Source organism: Mesorhizobium sp. KR2-14 (genome assembly GCF_040049255.1).
Classification (GTDB): Bacteria; Pseudomonadota; Alphaproteobacteria; order Rhizobiales; family Rhizobiaceae; genus Pseudaminobacter.
Map to the genome: position 1 here is coordinate 909,454 of NZ_JBDZDR010000002.1, position 26,916 is coordinate 936,369.

Below are 26,916 nucleotides of genomic sequence, written 5' to 3' on the forward strand. Positions count from 1 at the left end.
TCGGGAGGAAGACCATGAGCACCACAACCAGGATCTCGGCGGATGATGTCCTCACTGACGACAAGGAGGGGATGAGCTACCTGAACCGCCTGCCGCGCCGCATGGTCGTTCTCTACCTGCCGATCGCCGTCTTCGTCGTGGTGCTGCTCTTTCCGTTCTACTGGATGGCCATCACGGCGGTGAAACCGAATGCGCAGCTCACCGACTACAACAACTACAGCCCGTTCTGGGTCGTCGGGGCGACGCTGGATCACATCAGGTACCTGCTCTTCGAAACCTCTTATCCAGGCTGGCTGTGGAACACCATGCTGGTCGCCGTCTGCTCGACCGTCCTGTCGCTCGCGGCCTCGGTCTTCGGCGCCTATGCAATCGAGCGTGTGCGCTTCACCGGGTCGCGCTCCGTCGGCCTGCTCGTCTTCCTTGCCTATCTCGTACCGCCGTCGATCCTCTTCATCCCGCTCGCCTTCATCGTCTTCAAGCTCGGCATGTACGATTCGCGGCTGGCGCTGATCTTCACCTATCCGACCTTCCTCATCCCCTTCTGCACCTGGCTGCTGATGGGCTACTTCCGCTCGATCCCGTTCGAACTGGAGGAAAGCGCCTTGGTGGACGGCGCCTCGCGCTGGCAGATCCTCGTCAAGATCATCCTCCCGCTTGCAGTTCCCGGCCTTATTTCCGCGGGCATCTTCGCCTTCACGCTGTCGTGGAACGAGTTCATCTACGCGCTCACCTTCATCCAGTCGTCGGAGAACAAGACGGTGCCCGTGGGCGTGCTGACGGAACTCGTGCGCGGCGACGTCTTCGAATGGGGATCGCTCATGGCGGGCGCGCTCTTCGGCTCGCTGCCGGTCGTCATCCTCTATTCCTTCTTCGTCGACTACTATGTCTCGTCCATGACCGGCGCGGTGAAGGAATAGGGTTGTCCAGACTCGAAGGAGCAAGGACGATACCGACGCCTCCTGTGACTGCGGCCGTTTTGCAAGAAGTTACTGAGCACGTGTGATCAAGTGCGGTCTTCTTCTCTGCGGCGTATTCTTTGCTGTCGCCCTCGCACCCAGTCCTATCCGCCCGCGCGGTAGAAGAGAGACGGGCGAACTGTCTTGTCGCGCGGTACGGCGTAGACGTTGTACGTGGCCTTGGGATCATCGCCCATTCCAAGCGATCCTTCCGGCATGCCCGGGACCGCGATGCCCGCGACGTCCGGCCGTTCGCTAAGAAGCTTGTCAACAGCCTCAAGCGGCACGTGGCCTCCCAGGAAATACCCGTCGACCGCGGCGACATGGCAGCCTTCCATTGCGGAGGGCACGCCGGCCTGTTTCCTGACCTGCGACAGGTCCTCCAGGTCAACGGACCTTACGTCGTATCCCGCCTAGCAGTCCGGCATCGGGCGGGAGGGCTCCCGCCACGGCCTCGAGGACTACCTTGAAATGAAATACCTCTGCATGGGCGGCATCTGAAACAGGGCCATCCAGGACCATAGAGGCAAGCGGGTCAGGCGGTGCCTATCCCGCGCGAGCGTGCGACGCCTGTCAGCGCCTGGACCAGTTCGTCGGTCGCCTTGGGGCGAGGACGAAACCGACACCAATGCACATAGGCGGGAATCTCCACGCTATTCTCGACCGGAACGGCCACCAGTTCCATCCGCTCGCAATCCATGGCGGAAAACTCGTCTATGATCGAAACGCCGATATTCTCGTAGACGAAGGAGATCGCCGCCTCGACGAAATGGACGAACACGTCGGTCTTGCGGCTGACGCCTGCCCGCGCATAGGTGGCGTCGATATAGCGGCCATGGGGCGTGTCAGAGCCGAAGGAGATCAGCACCTCGTCGCCGAGCATGCGCGGCGAAATCGCGCTGTGGTGAGCCAGCGGATGGGTGCGCGGCATCAGGCAGACGAGCTTGCCTCTCCCAATCACTGCCGTCTCGAGCGTCGGATCGTTCGCTTCGGCGATCGTGGTCACGCAGGATCCCTGGCCGAAGAGCAGGTAGTCGCGGATATCCTTCTGTGAAAGGAAATCGCAATGGAAGGTGCGCGAGCTGTAGCGCTCCCTGAGAATCTTCAGGGCCTTCGGCACCAGCCGCATGCCGATGCTGGGCGTGGTGCCGAAGCGGAAGACGGAGGAGTCGCCCGTTGCGATCGAGTGGATGGCTTCCGAAAGCCGGTCGAACTGGCCGTAGACCCGCTCCACCTCCACCAGAATGAGCTTCGCTTCCTCGGTGGGAACCAATCGGCCGCCGATGCGCTCGAACAGCCTGGCGCCGATCTCGTCCTCGAAGCGGCGGACCGTCATGCTGAGACTGGGTTGCGAGACGCCGAGCTGCTGCGAGGCCGAGGTGAGCGAGCCCGTCGCCATCACGACGCGGAAAACCTCGATCTGCCTCTGCTTCAATAGCGGCCTGGCCATTACTTCAGTCCCGAAATGCGCGAAACTCTATAACTTCGCATTATAGGTCGCATCTCATAATCTATTGGCCCGCGAGAGGGAAGGCCGTCATGTTCTGAACCGCGGCAAGGCCATGTGATGCCTTCGGCCGCGTGGGATGCAGGCATGATCAAGGGCAGCACGCGCATCGTCGCGATTATCGGTTCGCCGGTGGCGCAGGTTAAGTCGCCGGAAAATTTCAATGCGGCGTTCGAACAGTCCGGCAGCGATGTGGCGATGATCGCGATGGACATGGCGCCGGAAGGCGTTGCGGACTTCCTGTCGCTGGCACGGCAATGGAAGAACCTGGACGGGTTCGTGGTGACGATACCGCACAAGCAGGCAGTCGCGGCCGGCATTGACGAGATCACGCCGCGGGTAGCCCTGCTCGGCGCCGCCAATGTTGTCCGGCGCGAGGCCGATGGCAGGCTGACGGGCGATATGGTCGACGGGCTCGGCTTCGTCGAGGCCGCGCGACGAAACGGCTTCGAGCCTGCAGCCAAGCGCACGCTGGTCATCGGCGGTGGCGGCGCGGGCAGCGCGATCGCCCACGCGCTCTGCGAAGCGGGCGCCGCCTCGCTTGCGATATCCGACATCGATGCCGCCCGGGCGGAACGCCTTGCCGGCCTTCTGCGCGCCGAATTCCCGGCGACCGAGATAGGCACACAGGCGGGCGACCTCGGCATGCTCGACCTGGTCGTGAACGCAACGCCGCTGGGCATGAAGCAAGGCGATCCGCTTCCGCTTGTGGGAGACGCGCTGGCCGGGCTCAAGGCGTCGGCCCTCGTCGCAGACGTGGTTACCTCGCCGGAGGTGACGCCGTTCCTTGCGGCCGCGAAGGCGCGCGGCCTCCAGATTCAGACCGGGCCGCAGATGGCGAAGGCGCAGCTCGCGCTGCTAGGCGGCCATATGGGCGTGATTTAACGCGCGCCCCGAGACGATTTTCAGCAAAGGCGTATCGCACGAGATTCATGACTAAGACGGTTCAGAAATATGATGTGGTGGTGGTCGGCGCGGGCGCCGGCGGCATCGCCGCCGCCGTAGGCGCAGCCCGCACCGGCGCCAGGACGCTTCTGGTCGAACGCTACGGCTTCATGGGCGGAGCGGCCACCAACGCGCAGGTTCTCGCCTATTGCGGCTTCTTCGCGCGCGGCGAAACGGCAAGGCAGATGGTGTCAGGCGTCGGCCAGGACCTGCTCCTGGAGCTGAAGGCGCTGGGCATCGATATTGCCCCGATCGTTTCGAAGAGCGGCTACTGGATCATCATGCTTGATCCGGAAGCAACCAAGCTCGGCTTCGACCGTCTGGCGCGGAGGAACGCACTCGATGTGCGCCTGCACACGCGCTTGTTGGGCGCCGAGGTGGATGGCGACCGTATCCGCTCTGTGACGCTTGTCGACCATTCCGGCATAACGACCGTCGAAGCTGGCGCTTTCGTCGATGCCAGCGGCGAGGCGACCCTTGCGACGCTGGCCGGCGCGCCGCTGAGCCAGCCGGGCGGTGAGAACGCGCATCTGCAGGCGGCATCCTTTCCCATACGCATCGGTGGGGTTCCCGAAGATGTCGTTTTTGATCGAAAGATCATGGCCGAGCTCATCGCCGAGCATAACAAGACGGCCGAAATGCCGATCTTGCGGGCCGACGGCGGCGTCGTCTCGCGCCTGCCGCTCACCAACGACATGTGGTGGATGGCGATCGACCTGGAAACCGACGGCATCACCGGCGAGAGCCTGACCGAGGTCGAGTTCAAGGCGCGCGAGCTCGCCTGGCTGAACCTGGAAGTCCTGCGTCGCCACCCCGGTTTCGAGAAGGCTTATCTGGTCTCGACCGGCCCGCAGATGGGAATCCGCGAGACGCGGCGGCCGTTCTCGCGGGCCGATGTGGTCGAGCAGGATGTCGTCGAAGGCCGCCGCCATGCGGATGGCATCGCACGCGCGAGCTGGCCCATGGAGGTTCACGAGTCCCCGGGCAAGGCACGTTTCGTGGATATCGGCGGGGAAGGCTTCTTCGACGTGCGCGCCGGCGCGATCGAGGCTGCGGAGATCGCCAACCTTCGACTGGCCGGACGGGTCATCGGCGCTGACTCGAAGGCATATGGCTCGATCCGCGTCATGGGCACAGCGTTCGCCACCGGGCATGCGGCCGGCGTTTCCGCCGCACTCGCCGTCGTGGGGCACACGGACGTTGCAACGCTGCAAAAGACACTGGAAGGGCAGGGCGCCGTCATCTGACGGCGCGGGGAGGAGCGGGGAATGGATGCGAGCGGCATAGCAGAAGGCTACGACCTGATCGTGCTTGGCAGCGGTGCAGCCGGCCTCTCCGCCGCCGTCACCGCCGCAAGCCATGGCCTTAAAGTGCTGGTTGCGGAGAAGGAGGCACATTTCGGCGGTGCGTCGGCGATCTCGGGCGGTACGATCTGGATTCCCGGCAACCGGCAGGCCTCCGAAGCGAAGCTCGACGCTTCGCTGGCGACCGCGCGAACCTATCTCACCCACATGATCGGAGAAGGAGCCGATCTTGAGCTGGTGGATGCCTTCCTGCAGCGGGGAGGCGAGGCGCTGGCGTTCCTGGAGGAAAACTCGGAGCTGAAGTTCAAGGTCCGGCCATTCTCTCCCGACTATCACATGGAACTGGAAGGCTCTTCCGATGGCGGCCGCGCACTGGAAGTGCTGGAATATGACGGAAGCAGGCTGGGCGACCGGTTCAGGGAGCTCCGCAAGCCGCCCGAAGGCATGCTGCTTTTTGGTGGGATGATGGTCAATCGGGCCGACGTGCAGCACTTCCTGAACGCGCGCCGGTCGTGGGCGTCGCTCAAGCATTGCCTGAAGCTGCTTGCCCGCTATGCAAAGGACAGGATCTCCCATGAGCGCGGCACGCGGCTGGTCGTCGGAAATGCGCTGATCGCCCGTCTCGCCCGCTCCGCCTTCGACCTCGGCGTGGATCTCCGGACGGGTCTGACGGTTAGCCGTCTGATCGAGGAAGATGGTCAGATCTGTGGTGTCGTCGTGAGGACGGCGGCAGGCGAGCGGCAGGTCCGCGCTCGCGCAGGCGTGGTGCTGGCAACCGGAGGCTTCGGAGCGTTGGAGGATGCCTCCCGGTGGCGGCCGCAGACCGATGCCTCGCATAGGTCGATGTCGCCAGCCGGAAATATCGGTGACGGCATGGCACTTGCCATCGCTGCTGGGGCGGTCCGCGGCGAGGGGCTGGTCTCGAATTTCTACTGGGCTCCGGTCTCGGTGCTGACGCATGAGGATGGCTCAGAGGAGAAATTCCCGCATCTCGTCACGGACCGGGCAAAGCCGGGCATCATTGCGGTGAACAGGTGCGGGCGCCGCTTCGTCAACGAGGCCGATTCATACCATCGCTTCGTACTTGCCATGCAGGCCGATCCCGAGGTGAACTCGCCCTGCCATCTCGTCTGCGATTCAGCCGCCCTGAGCGCCTATGGCATGGGCCTGGCACGCCCGGCACCAGTATCCAACAAGGCGCTGGTGAAGAGCGGATATCTCATCGAGGCCGCGAGCATCGGTGAGCTGGCCGAACGGATAGGCGTGGATCCGATCGCGTTGACGGATACGATCGAGCGCTACAATGCCTGCGCCGCGCGCGGCGACGATCCCGAATTCGGCAGGGGAACCAGTTCCTACAACCGCTCGATGGGCGACCCGGACCGTCGGCCCAATCCTTGTCTTGGCCCCATCCGCCAGGCGCCGTTCTACGCCGTCAGGCTCGTCACCGGCGATCTCGGCTCGGCAACCGGCATCCGCACGGATGCGAATGCGCGCGCTCTCGACGGCGGCGGGCGGCCCATTCCGGGGCTTTACGCCGCAGGCAACGACATGAATTCGATCATGAACGGGACCTATCCTGGTCCCGGCATAACGCTCGGCCCGGCATTGACGTTCGGCTATCTCGCCGCGCTCGATGCCGTAAGCTGCGTCAAGCGGTCTCAATGAAGGAATATGCATGATGATCTATGAGATGCGTACCTACACGCTGAAGCCCACAAGGATGGCGGATTGGCTCGCCCTCTACAAAAGCCACGCGCTTGCCGTGCAGCAGGAGCATCTTGGCAAACTGGTGGGCTTCTTCACCACGGAGTTCGGGACCGCGAACCAGGTTGTGCATATATGGGCCTATGAAAGCCTGGACGAACGCGCCGCCCGTCGCGCGAAAATGGCTGCCGATCCGCGCTGGAGCGAGTTCAGCGCCAAGAACAAGGAGCTCGATGCCATCGTGGAGCTGAAATCGTCGATCCTCAAGCCGACGGATTTTTCTCCGCTCGCCTGAGCACAGTAAGCAAGAATGGGATTTCCGATGAGCGCCACCGCCGAGCTGTTTCCGGGATTTCGGGAAGTCGAGGTCGAGACCTCCCAGGCCCGACTGTCGGCTGTCATCGGCGGCTCGGGCGAGCCGGTTCTGCTGGTTCACGGATACCCGCAAACGAAGGCGGCTTGGCACCGTGTTGCCGGTCCGCTCTCCGACCGATACAGGGTCATTGCGGTGGACCTTCCGGGCTATGGCGACAGCAGGATCGTCGGCGCGCCTGCGGATCCCGGCAGCAAGCGCTGGATGGGCGCCCAACTGCACGAGATGATGGCGGCGCTGGGCCACAGCCGTTACGCCGTTGTCGGCCATGACCGCGGCGCACGCGCCGCCTATCGCATGGCGCTGGATATGCCCGAGGCGGTGACGGCACTCGCCTCTCTGACGGTGGTGCCGGTATCCGACGTCTGGGCCGGCGCTGACAAGAAATTTGGCATGGGGGCCTTCCACTGGTACATGCTGGCGCAGCCCTTCGACCTGCCCGAACGGCTTCTTGCATCGGACCCGGATTATTTCCTCGATCTTACTCTGACCAAGATGGCGGGTAGCCTCGATAATCTCCATCCGACGGCTCTGTCCGAGTATCGCCGCGCCTTCCGCGATCCGGCGGTGCGGCATGCGGTGTGCGAGGATTATCGTGCCGGTGCAGGCATCGACGAGCGCCATGATCTGGAGGACAGGAACAGGGGTCGTAAAATCGATTGTCCCGTGCTCGTCCTCTGGGAGGAGGGCAAGACTTTCGGCGGTCGAGTGCCACTTGATATCTGGCAGGATTGGGCCAGCGATGTTTCCGGCCGGGGGCTGAGCGGCGGCCACCTGCTTGCCGAACGCTCCGCAGACGATGTCCTTGCCGACCTTCTGCCGTTCCTGGAGAGGGCATAGCAATGGACGATGTGCGGACGCGCGAGTCGACGCCGGACAGCGAGCCCGTGGTCGGCCTGAAGCTTATTGACATACTGCATAAGAGGCTTGACGACCCGGGCCTCATCGCACGGCCAGTCATGCCATGATGGCATGACTGGCGAATAGAACGGTCACCGAATGACGAGGTTGCGGCTGCAACAAAGTTGACAACACCCTGAGAAGCCAGAATCCGGGAAGGAAGAAAGCGGAATGATGAAGTTTCCATTGAATCGGCGGCAAGCACTTATCGGCCTCGGAGCCGCGGGCACCATGCTGGGCCTTGGTATGCCTGCGCGCGCCAACACCAAGGTCAATCTCGGCGTGATCCGCCTGGCCAGCCATGCTCCCAGCTTTATAGCGTTCGAGCGGGGCTACTACGCGGACGAAGGTCTTGACGTAGAGCTGAAATATTTCGAGGCGGCGCAGCCGATGGCGGTGGCCATCGCATCCGGCGACGCCGATTATGGTGTCACCGCCATGAGCGGCGGCTTGATCAGCCTGGCCGAGAAAGAGGCCGTCAAGGTCATCGGCGGCGCGCTGACGGAAGAAAAGGGGCTGGTTGGAGCCATCATCCTTGCCTCCAACAAGGCCTATGAGGCCGGCCTCACCCACCCGAAGGAACTGGCCGGCAAGAGCTTCGGCATCACCACCGCAGGCTCCTCGTTCCACTTCATGGCCCACAAGATCGCCCAGGCCAACGACATCCCGCTGTCGAAAATCTCGCTGCGTCCGCTGCAGAAGGTTGGCGCCGTGGTCGGCGCGCTGTCTTCCGGCCAGATCGATTCCTGGGCGATCCAGTCCAGCATCGGCAAGAAGATGATCGCCGAGGGCGCGGCCAAGCAGATCGGCCTGGTCTCCGACTATGCGCCGGATTACCAGGTTACGACCGTGTTCACCTCGACCGCCAACGCGGCCAAGGAGCGCGAGAAGACGCAGGCCTTCATCCGCGCCTACTCCAAGGCGGTGGAAGATTACAACAAGGCCTTCGTCGACAAGACGGCCGACGCCGGCGAAGTCGATGAGATCGCCAAGATCTGCCACAAATATGTTGAGGCCGATCTACCGTTCGAGCAGGCCAAGACCAACCTGGTCGAGGGCTCTATGCGCATCAACAAGAACCTCGCTTTGTCGCTGAAGTCGGTGACCGAGCAGCTCGAATGGTTCAAGTCCGAAGGCATGGTGAAGGGGAACATCACCCCCGAGATGCTTTTCGACACGTCCTACGTCGAAACCATCTGATCCACTCCAACCTTCTCAAATTACGGAGGCCCCTCGGGGGCCTCCGGCGGAGTATTCCATGGATTTGCTGATCGATAATGTCACCCACACCTATGGTGCCGTCGAGGTGTTGCGGGACATCTCGCTCGAAATCCCCCAAGGGCAGATCGTCTGTCTTATCGGGCCTTCCGGGTGCGGAAAATCTACCCTGCTGCGCTTCCTCGGCGGGCTTGAAAAGCCCACGAAAGGCGCGGTCCTGCAGGTCGGCGAGCCGGCCAAGGACTCGCTCAACCCGCTGACCTATGTTTTCCAGCATTTCGCGCTGCTGCCCTGGCGCACCGTGGAAGGCAATATCGCTCTTGTGCTTGAGGATCATGGCATCGGCCGCGCCGAGATGGACAGGATCATCACCGACGTGCTGGCGCGCACCCGTCTCTCGGACTTCCGCACGGCGTTGCCCAAGCAGCTATCCGGCGGCATGAAGCAGCGCGTCGCGATCGCCCGTGCGCTCGCCGTGCGCCCCGCGGTCATGCTGATGGACGAGCCGCTTTCCGCGCTCGACAGCCAGACGCGCGAGCTCTTGATGGACGATCTCGTTGCGCTGTGGACCCGTCAGCCCTTCACGGCCGTCTATGTGACGCACAATCTTGCCGAAGCCGTCCGCCTCGGCCACCGCATCGTCGTACTCTCCCGCCGGCCCGGCCGCATTCGCGAGATCGTCGAGATCGACATGCCGCTTGACCAGCGGAAGTTGGGAAACCCCGAGCTCGATGCCAAGCACACCCAGCTTTGGGACTTGATGCGCGAGGAGGCCGCCGCCGCAGACCAGGAGTTGCTCGATGTCTGATGTCAGGGTTCGTCCCGTCGAATTCCGCGGCCGGGGCTTCGCCCCGCAGCATGTACGTGGCATCGGCCTCATCGTTTTCGTGGTGCTGATCGGCCTTGCTGAGATCGGCACGCGTTCCGGCATAATTTCCGCGCTGTCGCTGCCGCGCCCTTCCGCCGTGCTGCAAACCTTTGTCCAGCTTTACGAGACGGGTCTGTTGTGGAAACACCTGCTCCCCTCGTTCCAGAGGCTTTTTGTCGGTGCCTTCATCGGCATCGCGGTAGGCATTTCGCTTGGTGTCCTGATCGGTCTTTTCAGCCTCGTCCGCGCCGGCCTCGTGCCGCTGGTGGCCGCCCTGTTCCCGATACCGAAGATCGCGCTCCTGCCGCTCTTTGTCATCTGGTTCGGCATTGACGAGGCCTCGAAATACGCGCTGATCGCCTTCGGCACGTTCACGCCCACCGTCGTGGCCACCTATGGCGCGGTGGATAATGTCGACCGCAGCCTGATCAGGATGGGCCAGAGCTTCGGGCTTTCCTGGTGGTCGATCGTCCGCAAGATCGTCTTGCCCGGCGCGTTCCCGGCTATCCTTTCCGGCCTGCGCGTGTCGATCTCGATTGCCATCATCCTGCTGGTTGCCGCCGAGATGCTCGGCGCCGAATATGGCGTCGGCTCCTATATTCTCGAGGCGGGCGCGCTCTACGATCTCGAGCGGCTTTTTGCCGGCGTGGCGATCCTGTCGATCATGGGCCTGGTCTTGAATTGGCTGATCGGCCTCATCGAGAAGCGTTTCCTCGGCTGGCGCGGCTAACACCGCGCCGCCGGCAACCGAGAGTATCGAAACATGCTGGCTTTGCAGAAGGTGCGGCCCGGCCCGGGAATCGAGCTGCGCCACCTGCCCGAAATATCGGAAATCCTCCCCGAAGAGGTGCTGATCCGAACCGCGGCGACCGGCATTTGCGGGACCGATCTGCACATCGCCGAATGGACGCCTGGATACGAATCCATGCAGTCGGCGATGCCGGTCACGCTTGGCCATGAATTGTCCGGCACGATCGTCTCCACGGGTGCTGCCGTCGATAGCCGGTTGGTCGGAACGCGGGTGACCGTTCGGCCCTCGGTAGTGTGCAGGCATTGCGACGCGTGCCGCGCGAAGGATGAGGAAAACTGCACGGGGCGCCGCGGTATCGGCATCGGGCGCAACGGCGCCTTTGCTTCTCATGTCGCGGTGCCCTTTGCCAATTGCGTGGCGCTGCCCGAAGGGCTCGATTTCGAGATCGCCGCTCTGACGGAGCCGATGACCGTCTGCGCGGAAGCGGTCGATACCGGCGAAGTAAAGAAGGGCGACCGCGTGCTGGTGCTCGGCCCCGGCTTCATAGGACAGGGGATCGCGCTCTTCTGTGAAGCGGCCGGCGCTTCCGAAGTGGTGATCTGCGGGCACAATGATGCGGCGCGGCTGAAGACACTCAACGATCTCGGCTTCGCCAACACCGTCGACACCGCCGGCACCACGCTATCGGAGGCGCTGCGGCCGTTTCTGGGGCGCGGCAAGTTCGACGTGGTCATCGAGGCGACCGGCGCCCCGCAGGTGGTGCCGGAAGCGCTCGCCTGTCTGAAGAAGAGGGGGATTCTGGTCATCGCGGGCATTCATCCGCGGCCGGTCGAGATCGATCTCACGCAACTCGTTCGCAACCATCAGCAGGTGCGAGGCTCCTACCGCTCCCCTGTCGCAACCTGGCATCGCGTTCTGGACTATCTCTCGGCCAACCAGGACCGCGTGCGCGGACTGATCACGCACCGCTTCGATCTGGCCAATGCCGAGAAGGGCTTTGCCCTGGCCTTGGGCAAGGCAGCCTCCAAGGTCGTCATTCACCATCAACAGGATTGAGAAGCCGATGTCTTCGCAAGGTACAGCTTTCCTGGCACTGTGGAACGGCTTCGATCCGGCGCTGCTGGACGAATATGAATGCTGGCATACATTCGAGCATGTGCCGGAACGGCTCAGCGTGCCGGGTTTTCTCTCGGGCAAGCGCTACGCAAGTGGCGGCGGCGCGGAGCGCAGGTTCTTCACGCTCTACGAGCTGGAGTCGCTCCAGGTGCTCGAAAGCGCGGCCTATCGGGAACTCGTCGACGAGCCGACACGCTGGTCGGCTAAGATGCGCCGTTCCTTCAGCGGCTTTCGCAGATATCCCTGCCGCCGCGTGGCAGCCGCCGGTAGCGGGCTCGCAGGCGCGGCAGCCACGTTCGTCCTGCCCCTGTCGGCGCCAGAGAACGAGGTCGAAGCTCTCGCGGAGTTGCTAGGCAGGCAATTCTCTTCCGGTAGGATCACGTCGTTTCAGATCGGTGTCTCGATCGCCAATCCGCACTACAAGGTGTTCAGTCAGGACTTCTCCGCTGCGGAAGGAGGCTCCGTAATCGTGGCCGTGCTCGAGGCGACGACCAGACCGGCGCTGGACGAAGCGGGAAGGGCGCTGGCCGACAAAACGGCAAGCTTCTCCGCAGCCAAGACGCCGGACTGGGAAGTTTTCGATCTCCTCTACGCGATCGCCAAGCAGGAACCGCCTCAGGGAGAAAGGTGGCGCGTTCCTCCGCGCGATGACCTGCGCGCGCTCTTTTCCGACCACTGATCGCCTGTCCCGGGTGATCGAGATCAACTCTGGTTGCGGCAAGTGAGGGCTATTGGCAGAATGTGCCGCCATCCTTGCGCGGAGCGAGATCGAAATGCAGATGCCCGGCATGGTCGGCATCACTGCCTGGACCCAAAACCGTCTTGAATGGACCGCAGGCGGCATTGCGGATCTCGGCAATGAATTTTGTGGCCTTCTCGTCCGAAGCGGGTGCGACGTCGATTTCGGTGCCTTTTGAAAGGCTGAAATGACCGATGTCGATAGCATTGCCGAACGCGTGTTCGGACAGTTTGGCGGTGCCGTTGCGCGGGCGACAGACGTAAGTCGAGACCTGGGACACCGATTTCAACTCTTCGCCATAGACACTCCGTGCGGCCGGTTCGATGACACTTGCCGCAAATCGCGCCAAAGCCTCGGCCAGGTTGCAGTTCATCAGCGCGTCTGGTGCCAGATCGATGTCTTTGCCGAGCGTATTCACGAAGATCGGGTAGGGCAGGGCGCAACCGGATTCGCTGCTTTCGGGCGGGCGTTCCTTGAAGTCGACCCCAAGTGCGCTCAGCCTCGCGCGGCAGGCGGCCTCGTCTGCCGGCATGGTGGCCGAGCGCGGGGCGTTTGAACGCGGGTCCGGCGGCTCGGCGTTGTCGCTCGCCTTAGATTTGCCCTCCGTGCCGGAAGGCGCAGGTCTTGCCTCGGGCAAGGGGGCTTTGTCGGGAGTGACCGGCGCATCGTCATGCGGCGCGGTTGCCTCGCCTGCCTTGCCGTGGCCGTCCGGGCGCGGTTCGGGGATCGGCGTATCGCCAGGCCTCTTGGGTGGAATATTGCCTGCGCGCGGCGAGAAGACCTTTGGCACAGGAGCCTTCTGCGGCAGTACCGGCAGCTTGGCTTTCGCCGCGCCGGCCAAAAACAGGGTCGCGACCAGCGCGGGTAAGACAGTCGTGAAAATAACTGGCGACGACCTGCTCATCGGCACAGCAACGATGTCATCGCCGCACAGGTTCCGCTTGTCGATCGCGCGACGCGCTGTCACGCGCCGCGCGAGAGCCTCAGGCTTCCTGTATGGCGGAAAGCTTCCACTCCGCACCGTTCTGGCGCACAAAGGTCCACAGTTCAGTTGTTTCGGTCGGCTCGTCGGCGTCGCCATCGACGATCTTGCCCGTGGCGCGCTCTCGGGTCACGTCGCGTGAGGAGTAACGCAAGGCAGCTGTTGCATAATCGCGTCCGTCCTCACGCCAGCTTTCGGCAATATCGGCCTGCAGGAGGGTGACGTCCGACACATCATTGCGGAGGCCATTCTGCGCGTTTTCCGCCAGTTCTTCCGACAGGTAGGAAACCATTTCGGGCGTCGCCAACCGGCGGAGCGCACCATGGTCTTCACGCCCAAACGCTTCCTGAACCTCCGTCAGCAGCTGCTGGAATGTTTCGCGATCGGCCTGGGTGAGCGCGATTTCCTCAGAAGTGACCGTCTCGGCCTCGCGATCGGATCCCGAGCCCATACCGGGAATGCCAAACATTGCGGGATTGGCATCGCGTTGATGCGTGTCACCGCGTCCGAAACCCGCTCCGGCCATGGCCGGCGTCTGAGCGTGCGCGGATCGCTGCCGGAAAAAGCGAACAGCCAGCATGATCGCGCCGCCGATCACCAGCGCCTGGAGGAGAAAGCCGAACATGCCAGCCAGACCGCCGAAACCATGTCCCAGAAGAACACCCAGCAGGCCGCCGAGCAGCAGGCCGCGCATCATCGAGCCGCCGAAACCGCTCATGAAGCCCGGGCGCTGCGCGCCGGCCGGCTGCTGGCGGGCCGCAGTGTTGGTTCCGGTATTGGGCGTCATCGACCGTTCGACCGGAGCGGTTTGCGCCGGCGCCGTCCGTGTGGTCGGCGGCGCCTGGAAGGTGCGCGTGCCCCGACTGCCAAAACTGCCGCCGCGCCGCGCCTCGGCGTGATCCATCGCTGTCATGGAAAATGCCAGGAACAGGCCCGCAAACAGGGTTGCAAATCGGAGGGTGGGCGAAGTCGACATGGGCAGTTCCTCAATGAATGCGGTCTTGGCGCGATCCAGGCTCGCGCGCGGCCCGGCCCGGGTCCCGCATCTGGGGGCGGCGCGATCGACTTTCAAGAGCAATTTGCCAACAACCACGCCATCGATTTGCGCGCACGGAACGACGCCGCGCGGCAACGCAGATAGTGGCGCCGGGCGGCGGCGCGGACGCTCTTGAATTTCCGCGCCCATGCAGTTAAACGGGACACACCAGACCGGGCCCCTCTGGCGGTTCCCCTGAACCGTGATGTCGGACTGGATATCCAAACAGGTGGCCTGGTGATCGTGGAATTTCATCGACCGTAGCATTCGCAGCTTAACCCGCCTCGGGCACGAAAGTGCCGGCCCGGGCGTCTGTTACATGCTTACATGCTGTCGATCCACCCCAGGCGCCCCAACGAACAACGGGTGCCACATGAGCGAACTTCTTACCCCGGAAGCCCTTTCCGCCCTTCTACAGGTCATCTTCATCGACCTGGTTCTGGCCGGCGACAACGCCATCGTCATCGGCCTTGCCGCAGCAGGCCTGCCCAAGGACCAGCGCAACAAGGCGATCCTCATCGGCATCATGGCAGCCACCGTGCTACGCATCGGTTTCGCCGCAGCTACAACCCAACTCCTGCAGATTGTCGGTCTGCTGCTTGCCGGCGGCGTCCTTCTGCTCTGGGTTTGCTGGAAAATGTGGCGGGAACTGCAGGCCAGCCAGGGCCAGGAAGTGGAAGTGGCCGAAGCACTCGAAGGCCGCGACATCAACCTTGATGGAGAGATCGCGGCCGGCGCCCCGCGCAAGACCTTCGCGCAGGCGACATGGCTGATCGTCGTCGCCGACGTATCGATGTCGCTCGACAACGTGCTCGCGGTTGCTGGCGCTGCGCGTGATCATCTGGCTGTGATGGTATTCGGCCTCGCCCTGTCCATCGCGATGATGGGCCTGGCTGCCACATACATCGCGCGCCTTTTGCAGCGCTATCGCTGGATCGCCTATGCCGGCCTCGCCATCATCCTTTATGTCGCGCTGGAGATGATCTACCGCGGCTCCCACGAGGTTTTGGCGCATCTCAATTTCTGAGGCCTTGCCTGCCTTGCTCGAAGGATAGCCCTCCTTCGTGCCATGGGTTTGGAAAGCTAGATAGGCCGAACCTGCCGTTCGGCCTGCCCCCGGGGGGGGCGCCTTGCTCATCGGGACAAGGATAGCCGCAGCCTGCAACAAACCTGGCCCGTTTACACTCCTTCTAAGGACTGCCAAGCCCGCAACGGGAAAAATCCAGCTACGGCCGGTCTCCGCAGGTCAGCTGTCGTCGTTGCGAAACTTGACCCTGTATTGCCACCAGCTGAGCGGGATAGATGCCAGGTAGGCCGCTGTGGCAAGGGCCAGGATCTCGCGCGGATAAACCATGAAAGTGATGAGCGAGACAATTACCGCTGCTTCAATGCAAATCTTGCTACTATGGCTGTAAGCTTTCAGGGTCTTTCCTGAGAATGTCGGGATGGTGGAGATCATCAGGAACGCGATAAAGATTGCGTAAGGCCCGATTGCCTTGACAGATGTCGGATCCGGCTCAGTCAGTGAAAGAGGGAGCAAGACTGCCAGCGCGGCGCTTGGGGTGGGCATTCCGGTGAAATAGGCGCGCTGCCACGGATCTTTCTCCTCAAGCGTGGAATTGAAGCGCGCCAGACGCAATGCCGAAGCGAGAGCAAAGACCATCAGACAGAGGCTGGCGGCCGTGTTCATATGTTCGCCGCTCCAGAAATAGAGAAGCAGGATCGGCGCGATGCCGAAGCTCAGGAAATCGGCAAGACTGTCAAATTCCGCTCCGAAGCGCGAGGCTGAGTGGAGCTTGCGCGCGACCCTCCCGTCGAGCCCGTCCAGGATCGCTGCTGCGACGATAGCCGCAAGCGCCGCATCAAATTTCCCGTCGATGGAAAAACGGACTGAGATCAGGCCCGCGCACAGTGCCGATGCGGTGATGGCGTTCGGCAGAAATCGGGCGAGGACGGAAGGTTCCGGCTTGGCGGGCGAATGGTCCAATTCAATCTCCGTGGAAGGGTAATGCCTGGCAATCCTCACCTAAACCTCCCGATTTCGGGGTTGATGGTCGGTCACTTCGAACAGGTATCTTCTCGTCCTCCTCCAAATTCGCTCAATGGCCTGACAACGATTCCTCGTCTGCCAGTGTGGTCAAGATGCGCACTCTGTTTCGATTGATGGCATCTATGATCGCGCCTTCATGGGGCAGTGCGCCGCTGGCGATTGCGGTAGCGTCCGCGGCAACAGCGACCACACCTTCCTGGTCGGCGCACTTCACCAGTATCAGGTCACGGTCGTCGCCCCGGGCATGCATCACACAAGCGGGCGGCCTACGATGCGTCAGCATCGTTCCCTCATAGGGATCGAGACAATACTCGTTGCTGACCAAAGCCAATATCGACGCCTGCAGGTCGCGCTGCTGATAGTTCTCGGCTATCACATGCGGGAAGTCGAGCGCCCGGGTCGCTACGATGGCGGGTATTCGCGCCGCTGCCGATGCCCCGAACCTGTCAATCTCTGTTTTCCTATATGGCTCCATGGCCCTGTGGTCGCCGGTAATGAACAGTATGCCATCATCGAAGAAGCCGGCGTCGAGGAGATTCTCGTAAAGATCGCCGATCATCTGGTCGGTCATGCGAATGACGTGCTCTTCGGTATGGAGTGCGCTCCCATCTGGGGCCATGAATGGACGATGGCTCCAGAAAGTCTGTGCTGTGATGAAGTAAGGACGGTCTTGGCGCATGCTGGCCATCTCGTCCAACACGACCTCATAAAGCAGTTGGTCCGGCACGGAATCGAACGGGCCGCGCACTACCTGTTTGTCAAAACGCGGGTCATCGTTTCCGATTATCCTCTCGTGGCCAATCGCTCTAAGCCAGTCCGCCTGGCCAAGGAACGTAAGGTCGCCCGCACCCACGAAAGTCGTCTGATAGCCTTGTTTTGCCAATTGCCCGGGCAGCGTCTCATGAATGTGGCTGAAGTCATCGAGGCGAGGCGAGCCCCATTCGTTGAATTTCGCTTGCTCGGGAACGAAGGGAAACGTTCCTGTGAGTAGCGAAATCAATCCGCCGATCGTCGTCCATCCATTGGCATAGAAATTGGTAAGCGCCGTCTCCTTCTGCGCGATCGCGTCCAGACGCGGCGTCCAATCCTCGATCCCCGAGAAGTATTTGGAATGATATGCAGACAGGCTCTCGACCATCACCACAAGCACGTTCAGGGCCCTCGCGTCTCCTTTGTGGCAACTGCGCGTCGCGGGCTTGGATAGAAGCATCCGGCGAAAGTCGCCGCTGAATGTTGTCTTCCTGAAAAAGCTGGCGTTTCGTTCGGCGAAATTCTCAAACAGCGGCTTGTCGCCAAAAGCGTATACGTAAGAAGGCAGTGGAACGAGATAAAAGGCTGCGAGGAGAGCTGCCGCCGACAGGATCGGCAGCGCCCGGGGCCTCAAGATTGACCGACCGCCCACGAACGCAAGGCTGAAATAGATAATCGCCCCGAAGCCGACAGCGGCGACAGGTACAATCCATCCTCTTCTGGCAAACGTTGTGCTCAGCCCGGTTCTAAGTAGCGTTCCGAATGAGTTCATCTCTCCCGAAAAAGTGACCGCGTCACTGATGTAGAGCCGTGTCCCAAAGAAGAAGTAAGCAAAAACGTCGAAAACGTAGATTGCAAATATTGAGACGAATACTGCCCTTGTCACGGCAGCCAAGTGACGGGTTATTGCGCCGGCCTGGAAATACAGGTTGAGCGTATAGAGAAGAAGCAGGGCGGCCAAGATGGCGGCATCGTGCTGCACCAGGGCGATCAGGAACGTGTCCGTCGCAGCGCTTCGCATCAGAACGAACTTGCCGACAAGGAAGACCCCGAGAAATCCGCACAGGAAGAGTTCGGGGATCCTGAGAATTCTGAAGAATCGCCTGAGGATCAGGCCGCGAAAGGCGCGGAACCGGGAAAGCGACTGCTCCCTATCGGGCGGCGATGACATCCGGTTGGTCCTGTGGCAGACATTTGCCGACTAGGAAAGGCAAAGCGCCAAGTGGGGTCAACTTGCCTATGCGGACGCCTTGCACTGAAAATTGATCAGACGATCATGCAAAGGGCGTACCCGGCTTGAGGAACAGAGCGGTTTGTCATGAAAACCGATTGTACGCCTCAAGAAACGACACCCGCCAAAAAACGCGAGAATAGTTCGCGCTGCGATGAAATTCCCAGCTTGGCATAGATATTGCGCCGATGAATGCGGACAGTTCCCGTGGAGATGTTTAGCGCTTGTCCGGTCGCCTCAGCCGAATACCCCTTGAGAATGAAGGCAACGATCTCACTCTCGCGGCGCGTTAGACGATCGAGGCCCTGTCCTGTAATTTCGGGGCGCCCCACTTTCTGTGCGGTAAAGTCCTGCGCCAGTCCACTCCACTGCTGCCGCATCAGTGCCGTGACGACCGGTGCCACGGCCGCCAGTCGACGAAAATCCGTCCGGCTGAACACTTTCTCTTCGCGCATCAGCGAAAGCACCACATGACATTCTTCGGGCATTTCGGCAAAGAAACCGATCTCCTCAGCGATCTCGGTTCGCTTGTAATAGGTGCGGAAATATTCGCCTTGATAGAAGCGGTCAGGCGCAAGTGTTTTCAGGCGGTAAAGGCCGGGCGGCACGGGGCGGACGGCGCTCTGGCAGAACGGGTCGAGAAGGTAGGGCCCCTCCTGATAGTCGGTGACGAACACGCGGCGCCGATGTTCCGGAAACGTGTCGAAGATGTCGATCGGTTTGCTTTCGCCGGAGTATCCGAAGATCACGGTGAAGGAAAAAGGCACGATTGCCTGCAGCCATGCGGTGAGCGCGGGGCAGAAGCCGGTCTGGCCGATAAGATCGATGACGGCACCCAGTTGCGGCGCATACAGCGGACTCTGCCGTGAAACTAGCGTCATGATACGATCTATGCCTTTTGTGATATATACAGTGGCAAAAGAGTTTTCTAACTTTTTCCGCAAGTCAAGCAATAGTAGCCGAAGTCGAGCATGGTGAATCAGACAATTGCCGAGCTGCGGAACGTTACCAAGCGTTTCGGTGCGGTGACCGCCGCGGAAGGCTTGGATCTGGCGATCTTCCAGGGTGAGTTTCTTTCCTTCCTCGGCCCCTCGGGTTGCGGAAAGACCACGGCGTTGCGCATGCTCGCGGGGTTCGAGCAGGCGAGCGAGGGTGATGTCCTGATCGACGGCGAGGTCGTCAATGGCGTCCCGCCCTATCAGCGCCCGGTCAACATGGTGTTCCAGCAATATGCGCTGTTCCCGCATATGAACGTGGCGCGCAACGTCGCCTACGGGCTGAACCAGCGTCGGCCGCGCCTTGCCCGGGCCGATATCGCCGCCAAGGTCGCGCGCGCGCTCGACATGGTGCGCCTGTCGGGCTTCACCGACCGGCGCATCTGGGAAATGTCTGGCGGGCAGCAGCAGCGCGTGGCGCTGGCGCGGGCCATCGTCAACGAACCGAAGATCCTGCTTCTCGACGAGCCGATGGCGGCGCTGGACAAGAAGCTGCGCCATGACATGCAGATCGAGCTGAAGTCCCTGCAGCGGGAACTCGGCATCACCTTCGTGCTCGTCACGCATGATCAGGAGGAGGCGCTGTCGATGTCGGATCGCGTCTGCATCATGCACCAGGGCCGGATTGCCCAGATCGGCACGCCGGAAGAACTCTACGACCAGCCGCTGAACCGCTATGTCGCCGATTTCATCGGCCGGTCGAATTTCATCGCGGCGCGTGCCGTCGGCTGTGACGGCGAGCGGCTGATTGCCGAGGGACCGGGAGGCCTGCGCTTCGTCGCCCGGGCCGGGGGGGAGGCCGCGGGCGAGGGGGCCGTGATGCTGTCGCTGCGCCCGGAGGAGATCCGCATTGCGCCGGCCGGCGCGGCCGGCGAGGGGCACGAGATGCGGGTCACGCACCGCATCTTCCTCGGCGAGCATGTCGAATACCATCTGCGTTCCGCCGCGCTCGATCACCTGATCGCAGTCGTGCCGCGCTCGACCGACATTGCAGAGGGCACCCCCGGCGTCGGAGTGGCCGTTCGCGTGTCCTGGCGCGATGGCGCAGCGCTCGCGCTGGCGGAAGACTGATTTCGTGCGGCCGGGCGCAGGCGTGCCCGGCTCCCGTTTGACCACGTCGACACTTGGGAGGATATCGATGACTGACAATAGCGGGCATATCTCGGCAAAGGAATTCCTCGAGCGGCTGGAAAGCTACCGCAAGGGCTCGATTTCGCGGCGCCATTTCCTCGGGGTCACCGGCCTCGGGCTTGCCACTTCGGTTCTGGCCGGCGCCATGCCCGGCCTTGCATCCCGCGCCCGGGGGGCCGGCAACATCGGCGACCGCGTGGTGATCGCCACTTGGCCGAACTATCATGATCCGGCCGATTTCGAGGCCTTCAAGGCCGCCACCGGCTGCGCCGTGGACATGAACGTCTTCGGATCGAACGAGGAGATGCTGGCCAAGCTCCAGGCGGGCGGCACCGGCTGGGACGTGGTGGTGGCGACCAACTATACGATCACCACCTATGCCGGCGAGAAGATCATCGAGGAGATCGACCTCTCGCGGCTGCCGAACTACGACAAGACGGCCACCGACCCGCGCTTTGCCGGCCCGGGCATCGTCGACGGCAAGACCTACGCCATCCCGCGCAATGTCGGCACCACCGGCTTTTGTCTCAACACCGCCGATTTTTCCGGAACCCGGCCCACGAGCTGGAAGGAGTTCTGGGATCTGACGAAGGGTGAGCTTTCCGGCCGCTCCATCGTGCATGACTACCAGCTCACCGCCATCGGCAATGCGCTGAAGTATTTCGGCTACTCCTTCAATTCGGTCGATCCGAAGGAGCTGGACGAGGCCGAGAAGCTGCTGATCGAAGCCAAGCCGCATCTCTTCGCGATCACCTCGGACTACCAGCCGCCGATGCGCTCGGGCGACGCGACCATGTCGATGTGCTGGACGGGCGATGCGACCCAGTTGAACCGCGACATGCCCGAGATCGTCTACGTCCTCGGCAAGGAAGGCGGCGAGATCTGGTCGGACTTCTTCACCATTCCCGCCTCGGCACCGCACAAGGACGCCGCCTATGCGCTGATCGACTTCCTGCTTGAGCCGAACATGGCGGCAAAGGAAGCCCAGTTCCACGGCTACGCCACCGGCGACAGCCGCGTCGATGCGCTACTGCCGGCCGAGATGCGCGAAAGCGAGATCCTCTATCCGGCGGCCGAACTTCTCAATGCGCTTGAATTCGGCGCGGCGGTCACCATGACCAACCCGCAGCGCGCCGAAATCCTCGCACGCTTCAAGTCGGCGTAAGGAGCGGGACGTGCGACCATCCCTGCGCACCACCCTCTTCCTGGCTCCGGCCACGGCCTGGCTACTCGCCATGCTGGTGCTGCCGCTTGTGGTGGTCGTCGTCTTCAGCTTCGGCGAAAGAGGGGCCGCGGGCGGTTACGTCCCGGCCTTCACCTTCGACAATTATTTCAATCTCGGCGCCCGCTGGGCAGCGTTCAGGAATACGCTGACGCTTGCCCCGCTCGGCACGCTGCTGTGCCTGCTGATCGCCTATCCGCTCGCCTATTTCCTGGCGCAGAAGGCGCCGCCGCGCTGGCGCACCGCGCTGCTAATCCTGGTGATCGTGCCGTTCTGGACCTCGATCCTGATCCGCTCCTATGCGTGGATCCAGATTCTCGGCGGCAACGGCCTGCCGCGGCTCATCGGCGAGCTCGGTTTCGATCGGCCCCGCTTCATCAACACGCCTTTCGCGGTCATGGTGGGCATTGTCTACGGCTATCTGCCGCTGATGGTGTTCCCGATCTATGTCGCGCTGGAGAAGCTCGACCGGCGCCTGCTGGAAGCCTCAAGCGACCTCGGCAGCCCGCCCTGGCGCACGTTTCTCCAGGTCACGCTACCCCTGTCGCTCGCCGGCGTGGCGACGGGCTCCATGCTGGTCTTCATCCTGTTGATGGGTGAATTCCTCATCCCGCAGCTTCTCGGCGGCGGCAAGGTCTTCTTCGTCGGCAATGCGCTGGTCGATCTGTTCCTGCAATCGCGAAACTGGCCCTTCGGCGCGGCGATGGCGGCGACGCTGGTGCTGGTGATGCTTGTCACCGTGTCGCTCTATCTGCGCAGCCTGCGGCGGCTTTCCGGCGGGCGCGACGACGTGGCATTGATGTAGGGGATAGCGATGCGACTCTATGCTCTCGCGGTCTACCTGTTCCTCTATATCCCGATCGGGGTGATCGCGCTCTTTTCTTTTAATGCCGGGCGGCATGCGGCGCAGTTCAGCGGCTTTTCCCTGCAATGGTACGGCAAGGCGCTGGCCAATCCCTTCGTCGTCGGCGCCGTCAAGACCAGCTTCACCGTCGCCGTCACCTCGGCGCTGCTGGCCACCCTGTTCGGTACGCTGGCGGCCGTTGCCCTGCAGGGCGTACGCGGCCGGCTGCGCCTTCTTTATGACGCGCTGGTCTATGTCGCGGTGATGGTGCCGGGGATCGTCATTGGCATCGCGACCCTGATCGCGCTGGTGACGGTGTTCGATACGCTCAATCCGCTTCTCGCCACGCTGTTCGGTCCGGAAAACCCGGTCCAGCTCGGTCTCGGCAAGGGCTCGCTTATCGCCGCGCACGGCCTCTTCACCATGGCGCTGGTCATCATCATTGTGCGCGCCCGTCTGCAGGGCATGGACCGCTCGCTGCTCGAGGCTTCCGCCGATCTCGGCGCGCCGCCGATGCGCAGCTTCGTGCAGATCACCCTGCCGCAGATCGCGCCGGCAGTGCTGGCCGGCTTTCTTCTGGCCTTCACCTTCAGCTTCGATGACTTCATCATCGCCTTCTTCGTCGCCGGATCCGAGACCACCCTGCCGATCTACGTGTTTTCGTCGATCCGGCGCGGCGTGACGCCGGAAATCAATGTCATCGGCACACTCGTTCTGGCCGCCTCGTTGCTCAGCCTGATCACCGCGCAGGTGGTCATGCGTCGGCGCAGCCATTGAGACCCTGGGAGTTTTCAAAGATGGAGTTGAAGGATCTTGTCGCGCTGGTGACGGCGGGAGGATCGGGCATCGGCCGCGCGGGGGCGCTCGCCATGGCGCGCGAGGGCGCCCATGTCGTCGTCACCGACCTTGTCGCCGAGCGGGCAGGGGCGGTGGCCGCCGAGATCGCCGCGGCAGGCGGGCGGGCGGAAGGCTTCGGTCTCGACGTCCTGGATGATGCCGCGCTGGAAGGGGCGATCCTTGGCGCTGCCGAACGTCACGGTCGGCTCGACGTGCTGCATTCACATGCCGGCGTCCAGGTGCCGGGCCGACTGGATCAGGTCGATGCAAGCCAGATGGATCTTTCCTGGCGCCTCAACGTCCGGGCGCATTTCGTTGCCGCCAAGGCTGTGATGCAGGTGATGGCGCCGCGCCGGCAGGGCTCGATCATCATCACCTCGTCGAATTCCGGCGTGCAATACGATCGCGAGATGATCGCCTACTGCACCACCAAGCACGCGGTGATCGCCATGGTGCGCCAGATCGCGGTCGATTTCGCCCGCCACAATGTACGCTGCAATGCGCTCTGCCCGGGTTTCGTCGATACGGTGTTTAATGCGGGCTTCGAAGTCCAGATGGGCGGACGCGCCGCTCTCGAGGATTATGTTCGAGACGCCATTCCCATGGGGCGCTTCGGCTCCGCCGAGGAGATCGGCGAGGCGATACTCTACCTCGCGTCAAACAAGTCCGCCTTCATGACCGGCCACGCGCTGGTGATCGATGGAGCGGAAAGCCTGTAGCCCTGGCAGGAGGACGGAGGGCCTGAATCCTCAGCCTCGCTTGCGCGCGCGCAGCAAGAACGTAATAAGCTATGCACATCATTCGTTTAAGTCATTGAAAAGAGTGGCTGGGGAACCTGGATTCAAACGACGGGATCCGGTTGGTAAATTTTTCAACGGCTTAGCAGAATCTGCGCGGGCAATGTGGGGGCCTCTTGTGGGGTTGTCAACAATTACATTTGCGGTCAACGAAGGGCTGCTATCGATCTTCATGGCAGGAGGCAAGGATGCTTAAAGCGGACCTTGCACGTCGCTGTTATCTTGGATCATATCTGTCGCAGGTTTCGGGAATTTTGCGAGAATTGAAAGGGAAAGCGTATGACCGTAGTGCAGGACATATCTGCAACTCGTACCTTTGGCTCCAAGGTCGATTTCGGAAAGACCGCCTCCGACTATCGCGCATTCCGAGCGGACTATCATTTCCTCCGCGCGTCGCCAGGCCGACGAGGCGAAGCGGCTCCATGATGCCGCGCTGCTTGATCGCCGGACGGCTCGCAAGCTGATGGGCGCAGCGAAGGCGGAAGCCCGCCGCGTCCTTACCCTAGCCCGGCTGGAGACCGCCCGGCTGCAATCGTTCGGAAGCCGCCTGCGACGGTTCTGGGATGGCCTCCGGCGTTCCTCAATCCGGGATGCCGTCCGGCGTGAGGCTGCTGCCGATGTCGCCCGTCTCCGGGGCAGCGTCGATGATGTCGCCCGTCGCCTGGAAGGGGAGGCGCGGCAAAGACGGGAAGCGGATCGACGGGCTGCGGACGCATCCGCCTCGGCCCGTGGCGTGGGTCGTGAACGCGACCGGCTGCGGCGGGAACTCGATGCGCTCCGGCCTGCATCAGGGCCGGGAATGAAACCTTCAGGGAGGGCACCATGATGACGAGAAAGCGGAAGCGGAGAAGCTGCTGGGATGTCCGGCTGTCGCGCGCCAGACAGGCAAGGGCGGCTGCCAGGAAGCGCAACGCCGGAACGCTGCTCGCGTGGCTCCTGTTCGTGCTGGCGCTGCTCTCGATCTCCGTAGCGGACTTCTCCGTTACGCCTAGACTTTTCCGTCGCGAGTGACCGTGGACGCCATCTTTGTGCCCTGGCTTTTGGGCATCAGTCAACCGGCCGGGTTAGCGGAAATAATTTCCGCGCTGAGGGCCGAATCCACCGAACTGGCGACCACCGCGGCACGGCAGCTCTGCGCCCGATGTCGGTCGTTGCGCGCCCGCTCGCGGCATCCCAAAAGCGGGCATCTGAAGAAAGAGACGTGGGCGACATGTCCGGAGCCGGAAGCTGCCCAAAAGATACCGTGACCGACTCGCAGACGACTATTTGTACGCCTCGGCCGGCTTCCGCTCTCACTTGATCACGGCAGTAAAGATGTAATTTGCTTTGGTAGCAGAGAACTCGTGCAGTTGGGCGAATGGCACTGCGTTCCAGCGATGCCTGAGAGCAGCGGCAAAAGCGGCTGCCGAACATAGAGCAGGTCGCTCGCCGCTCGCCGCACAACCAACCTCAAGGAGGGCACGCGGCGGCTTCACCGTCCCGTGCAAGGTCTGGCAACAGTCGCGCACCATCCTTCAACAGGCAACTTATGGTCATTGGGGGCGATCGGAAGGGGACAGTGCCCCCCCCACTGCGGCGGACTCGTTCTCTTCAAGTATAAGTTGGTGAAAGTTAGGATGCGCTATTCAGTTGAGGTGGAACAGATGGCCATAGCCGTTCTAGTCTTCGGCGCATGATCGCTTCTTTGCAAACGCTTCTCAGGCCTGGTGTACTAGGCGAGTTTCTGTCTGACGTTGCCCCCAGGTCTTATCCAGTTTTGAGTTCGTTCCGGCGTTGGCTTTGCCCTGTCGGGCGGGTGAAGCGGCGGGCGCTGGCGCGGAGCCTTTGGCATTGCGCAGCGCCGGAGCCCGGCGCGTGTGGAAGGTCAGTGCGAACTCGTCGGGCGTCTGCCAGCCGAGCTTCGAGTGCGGGCGCGCACCGTTGTAGTCCGTGCGCCAGATGCTCAGCGCCGTGCGGGCCTGCGCCAGCGAGGAGAACAGCGTCTCGTTGAGCAATTCGTCGCGCAGGCGGCCGTTGAAGCTTTCGATGAAGCCGTTCTGCATCGGCTTGCCCGGCGCGATGTAGTGCCACTCGACCCGCGCCTGATCGGCCCAGGCCAGGATGGCATGGCTGGTGAACTCGCTGCCGTTGTCGCTGACGATCATCTTCGGCCGGCCGCGGTCGGCGATGAGGCGATCCAACTCGCGCGCCACCCGCAGGCCCGACAGCGAGGTGTCGGCGACCAGCGCCAGGCTCTCGCGCGTGCAGTCGTCGACCACGGCCAGGATGCGGAAGCGCCGGCCGTCGGTGAGCTGATCGGACACGAAGTCCAGCGACCAGCGCTCGTTCGGCTGCAAGGGCACCAGCATGGGGGCCCTGGTCCCGATCGCCCGCTTGCGTCCACCGCGACGACGCACCGCCAGCTTCTCCTCGCGGTAAAGCCGGAACAGCTTCTTGTCGTCTAATCGCAGTCAAGCGCTGAGGTTTTGGACCTTGTCGTCTTCGGGGTCGACACTTGTGTCGCCGCATCATGGCCCACGTCAGTGGATCTCCCCATGTGATTCCCGCGATCGTCGTCGCGTAAGAAGTTTCGGGATGATCCTGCCGGCGTCCTCCTCAGGACGACTACGATGTGCAGTTGATTAACGTGCTCCTTCGAAGGCCGTCCCGTCCGTCCA

The 26,916-nt window shown here is 62.6% G+C and carries 25 protein-coding genes and 1 pseudogene; 18 read left to right on the plus strand and 8 right to left on the minus strand.

Annotated features, from left to right (window positions below; genetic code table 11):
• Positions 1-14 precede the first annotated feature (14 nt).
• A complete protein-coding gene (locus ABLE86_RS08845; protein WP_348778545.1) occupies positions 15-917 on the plus strand; it encodes a carbohydrate ABC transporter permease in 903 nt (300 codons plus the stop codon).
• 143 nt (positions 918-1,060) lie between these two features.
• On the opposite strand, the gene ABLE86_RS08850 is transcribed toward ABLE86_RS08845, so the two are convergent.
• A complete protein-coding gene (locus ABLE86_RS08850; protein WP_348778546.1) occupies positions 1,061-1,306 on the minus strand; it encodes a DUF411 domain-containing protein in 246 nt (81 codons plus the stop codon).
• 185 nt (positions 1,307-1,491) lie between these two features.
• The gene (locus ABLE86_RS08855) at positions 1,492-2,406 is read right to left on the minus strand and encodes a LysR family transcriptional regulator (protein WP_348778547.1); all 915 of its coding nucleotides are present in this window, start codon (positions 2,404-2,406) and stop codon (positions 1,492-1,494) included.
• Positions 2,407-2,550: 144 nt separating this feature from the next.
• Between ABLE86_RS08855 and ABLE86_RS08860 the strand changes: the two genes are divergently transcribed.
• The 10 genes from ABLE86_RS08860 (at position 2,551) to ABLE86_RS08905 (ending at position 12,324) form a co-directional block, all read left to right on the plus strand.
• A complete protein-coding gene (locus ABLE86_RS08860) occupies positions 2,551-3,348 on the plus strand; it encodes a shikimate dehydrogenase (protein ID WP_348778548.1) in 798 nt (265 codons plus the stop codon).
• A gap of 47 nt (positions 3,349-3,395) precedes the next feature.
• Entirely contained in the window at positions 3,396-4,655 is a 1,260-nt protein-coding gene (locus ABLE86_RS08865; protein WP_348778549.1) for an FAD-dependent oxidoreductase, read from the plus strand.
• 21 nt (positions 4,656-4,676) lie between these two features.
• Positions 4,677-6,380 (plus strand): FAD-dependent oxidoreductase, encoded by a 1,704-nt coding sequence (locus tag ABLE86_RS08870; RefSeq protein WP_348778550.1) that lies wholly within the window; start codon positions 4,677-4,679, stop codon positions 6,378-6,380.
• Between the two features lie 10 nt (positions 6,381-6,390).
• Positions 6,391-6,714: an NIPSNAP family protein gene (locus ABLE86_RS08875; protein WP_348778551.1), complete on the plus strand. Its 324-nt coding sequence runs from the start codon at positions 6,391-6,393 to the stop codon at positions 6,712-6,714.
• 27 nt (positions 6,715-6,741) lie between these two features.
• The gene (locus ABLE86_RS08880) at positions 6,742-7,632 is read left to right on the plus strand and encodes an alpha/beta hydrolase (protein ID WP_348778552.1); all 891 of its coding nucleotides are present in this window, start codon (positions 6,742-6,744) and stop codon (positions 7,630-7,632) included.
• Between the two features lie 234 nt (positions 7,633-7,866).
• Positions 7,867-8,892: an ABC transporter substrate-binding protein gene (locus ABLE86_RS08885; protein WP_348778608.1), complete on the plus strand. Its 1,026-nt coding sequence runs from the start codon at positions 7,867-7,869 to the stop codon at positions 8,890-8,892.
• A 58-nt stretch (positions 8,893-8,950) separates the two neighbouring features.
• Positions 8,951-9,718 carry an ABC transporter ATP-binding protein gene (locus tag ABLE86_RS08890; RefSeq protein WP_348778553.1) on the plus strand — a complete coding sequence of 256 codons (768 nt, stop codon included), beginning with the start codon at positions 8,951-8,953 and terminating at the stop codon, positions 9,716-9,718.
• A complete protein-coding gene (locus ABLE86_RS08895) occupies positions 9,711-10,508 on the plus strand; it encodes an ABC transporter permease (RefSeq protein ID WP_348778554.1) in 798 nt (265 codons plus the stop codon). The genes ABLE86_RS08890 and ABLE86_RS08895 overlap by 8 nt, the downstream gene beginning before the upstream one ends.
• Before the next feature lie 33 nt (positions 10,509-10,541).
• Positions 10,542-11,585 carry an alcohol dehydrogenase catalytic domain-containing protein gene (locus ABLE86_RS08900; RefSeq protein ID WP_348778555.1) on the plus strand — a complete coding sequence of 348 codons (1,044 nt, stop codon included), beginning with the start codon at positions 10,542-10,544 and terminating at the stop codon, positions 11,583-11,585.
• Positions 11,586-11,592: 7 nt separating this feature from the next.
• Positions 11,593-12,324: a hypothetical protein gene (locus ABLE86_RS08905; protein ID WP_348778556.1), complete on the plus strand. Its 732-nt coding sequence runs from the start codon at positions 11,593-11,595 to the stop codon at positions 12,322-12,324.
• Between the two features lie 49 nt (positions 12,325-12,373).
• Here ABLE86_RS08905 and ABLE86_RS08910 read toward each other — a convergent pair whose 3' ends face one another.
• Positions 12,374-13,465: an extensin family protein gene (locus ABLE86_RS08910; protein ID WP_348778557.1), complete on the minus strand. Its 1,092-nt coding sequence runs from the start codon at positions 13,463-13,465 to the stop codon at positions 12,374-12,376.
• Entirely contained in the window at positions 13,368-14,342 is a 975-nt protein-coding gene (locus ABLE86_RS08915) for a Tim44 domain-containing protein (protein ID WP_348778609.1), read from the minus strand. The genes ABLE86_RS08910 and ABLE86_RS08915 overlap by 98 nt, the downstream gene beginning before the upstream one ends.
• Before the next feature lie 433 nt (positions 14,343-14,775).
• Here ABLE86_RS08915 and ABLE86_RS08920 point away from each other — a divergent pair, with 433 nt between their 5' ends.
• On the plus strand, positions 14,776-15,429 hold the full coding sequence (locus ABLE86_RS08920) for a TerC family protein (RefSeq protein ID WP_348778558.1): 654 nt from the start codon (positions 14,776-14,778) through the stop codon (positions 15,427-15,429).
• Between the two features lie 219 nt (positions 15,430-15,648).
• Here the strand turns inward: ABLE86_RS08920 and pssA are convergent, their stop codons facing one another.
• The 3 genes from pssA to ABLE86_RS08935 all read right to left on the minus strand — a co-directional run bounded on the left by pssA (position 15,649) and on the right by ABLE86_RS08935 (position 19,314).
• On the minus strand, positions 15,649-16,389 hold the full coding sequence (pssA, locus tag ABLE86_RS08925; RefSeq protein WP_348778559.1) for a CDP-diacylglycerol--serine O-phosphatidyltransferase: 741 nt from the start codon (positions 16,387-16,389) through the stop codon (positions 15,649-15,651).
• A gap of 112 nt (positions 16,390-16,501) precedes the next feature.
• The gene (locus tag ABLE86_RS08930; RefSeq protein ID WP_348778560.1) at positions 16,502-18,373 is read right to left on the minus strand and encodes an LTA synthase family protein; all 1,872 of its coding nucleotides are present in this window, start codon (positions 18,371-18,373) and stop codon (positions 16,502-16,504) included.
• Positions 18,374-18,540: 167 nt separating this feature from the next.
• A complete protein-coding gene (locus ABLE86_RS08935; RefSeq protein ID WP_348778561.1) occupies positions 18,541-19,314 on the minus strand; it encodes a helix-turn-helix transcriptional regulator in 774 nt (257 codons plus the stop codon).
• Between the two features lie 90 nt (positions 19,315-19,404).
• Here ABLE86_RS08935 and ABLE86_RS08940 point away from each other — a divergent pair, with 90 nt between their 5' ends.
• The 6 genes from ABLE86_RS08940 to ABLE86_RS08965 all read left to right on the plus strand — a co-directional run bounded on the left by ABLE86_RS08940 (position 19,405) and on the right by ABLE86_RS08965 (position 25,270).
• Positions 19,405-20,499 (plus strand): ABC transporter ATP-binding protein, encoded by a 1,095-nt coding sequence (locus tag ABLE86_RS08940; protein ID WP_348778562.1) that lies wholly within the window; start codon positions 19,405-19,407, stop codon positions 20,497-20,499.
• A gap of 67 nt (positions 20,500-20,566) precedes the next feature.
• Positions 20,567-21,724, plus strand: a complete 1,158-nt coding sequence (locus ABLE86_RS08945; protein WP_348778563.1) for a spermidine/putrescine ABC transporter substrate-binding protein — start codon at positions 20,567-20,569, stop codon at positions 21,722-21,724.
• Between the two features lie 70 nt (positions 21,725-21,794).
• A complete protein-coding gene (locus ABLE86_RS08950) occupies positions 21,795-22,586 on the plus strand; it encodes an ABC transporter permease (protein WP_348778610.1) in 792 nt (263 codons plus the stop codon).
• A gap of 9 nt (positions 22,587-22,595) precedes the next feature.
• Complete coding sequence (locus tag ABLE86_RS08955) at positions 22,596-23,402, plus strand: ABC transporter permease (protein WP_348778564.1); 807 nt, start codon at positions 22,596-22,598, stop codon at positions 23,400-23,402.
• 20 nt (positions 23,403-23,422) lie between these two features.
• Complete coding sequence (locus ABLE86_RS08960; protein WP_348778565.1) at positions 23,423-24,181, plus strand: SDR family oxidoreductase; 759 nt, start codon at positions 23,423-23,425, stop codon at positions 24,179-24,181.
• A gap of 900 nt (positions 24,182-25,081) precedes the next feature.
• Entirely contained in the window at positions 25,082-25,270 is a 189-nt protein-coding gene (locus ABLE86_RS08965) for a hypothetical protein (protein ID WP_348778566.1), read from the plus strand.
• Between the two features lie 686 nt (positions 25,271-25,956).
• Here ABLE86_RS08965 and ABLE86_RS08970 read toward each other — a convergent pair.
• Positions 25,957-26,703, minus strand: a pseudogene (locus tag ABLE86_RS08970) (IS3 family transposase); the annotation flags it as partial.
• Between the last annotated feature and the right edge of the window lie 213 nt (positions 26,704-26,916).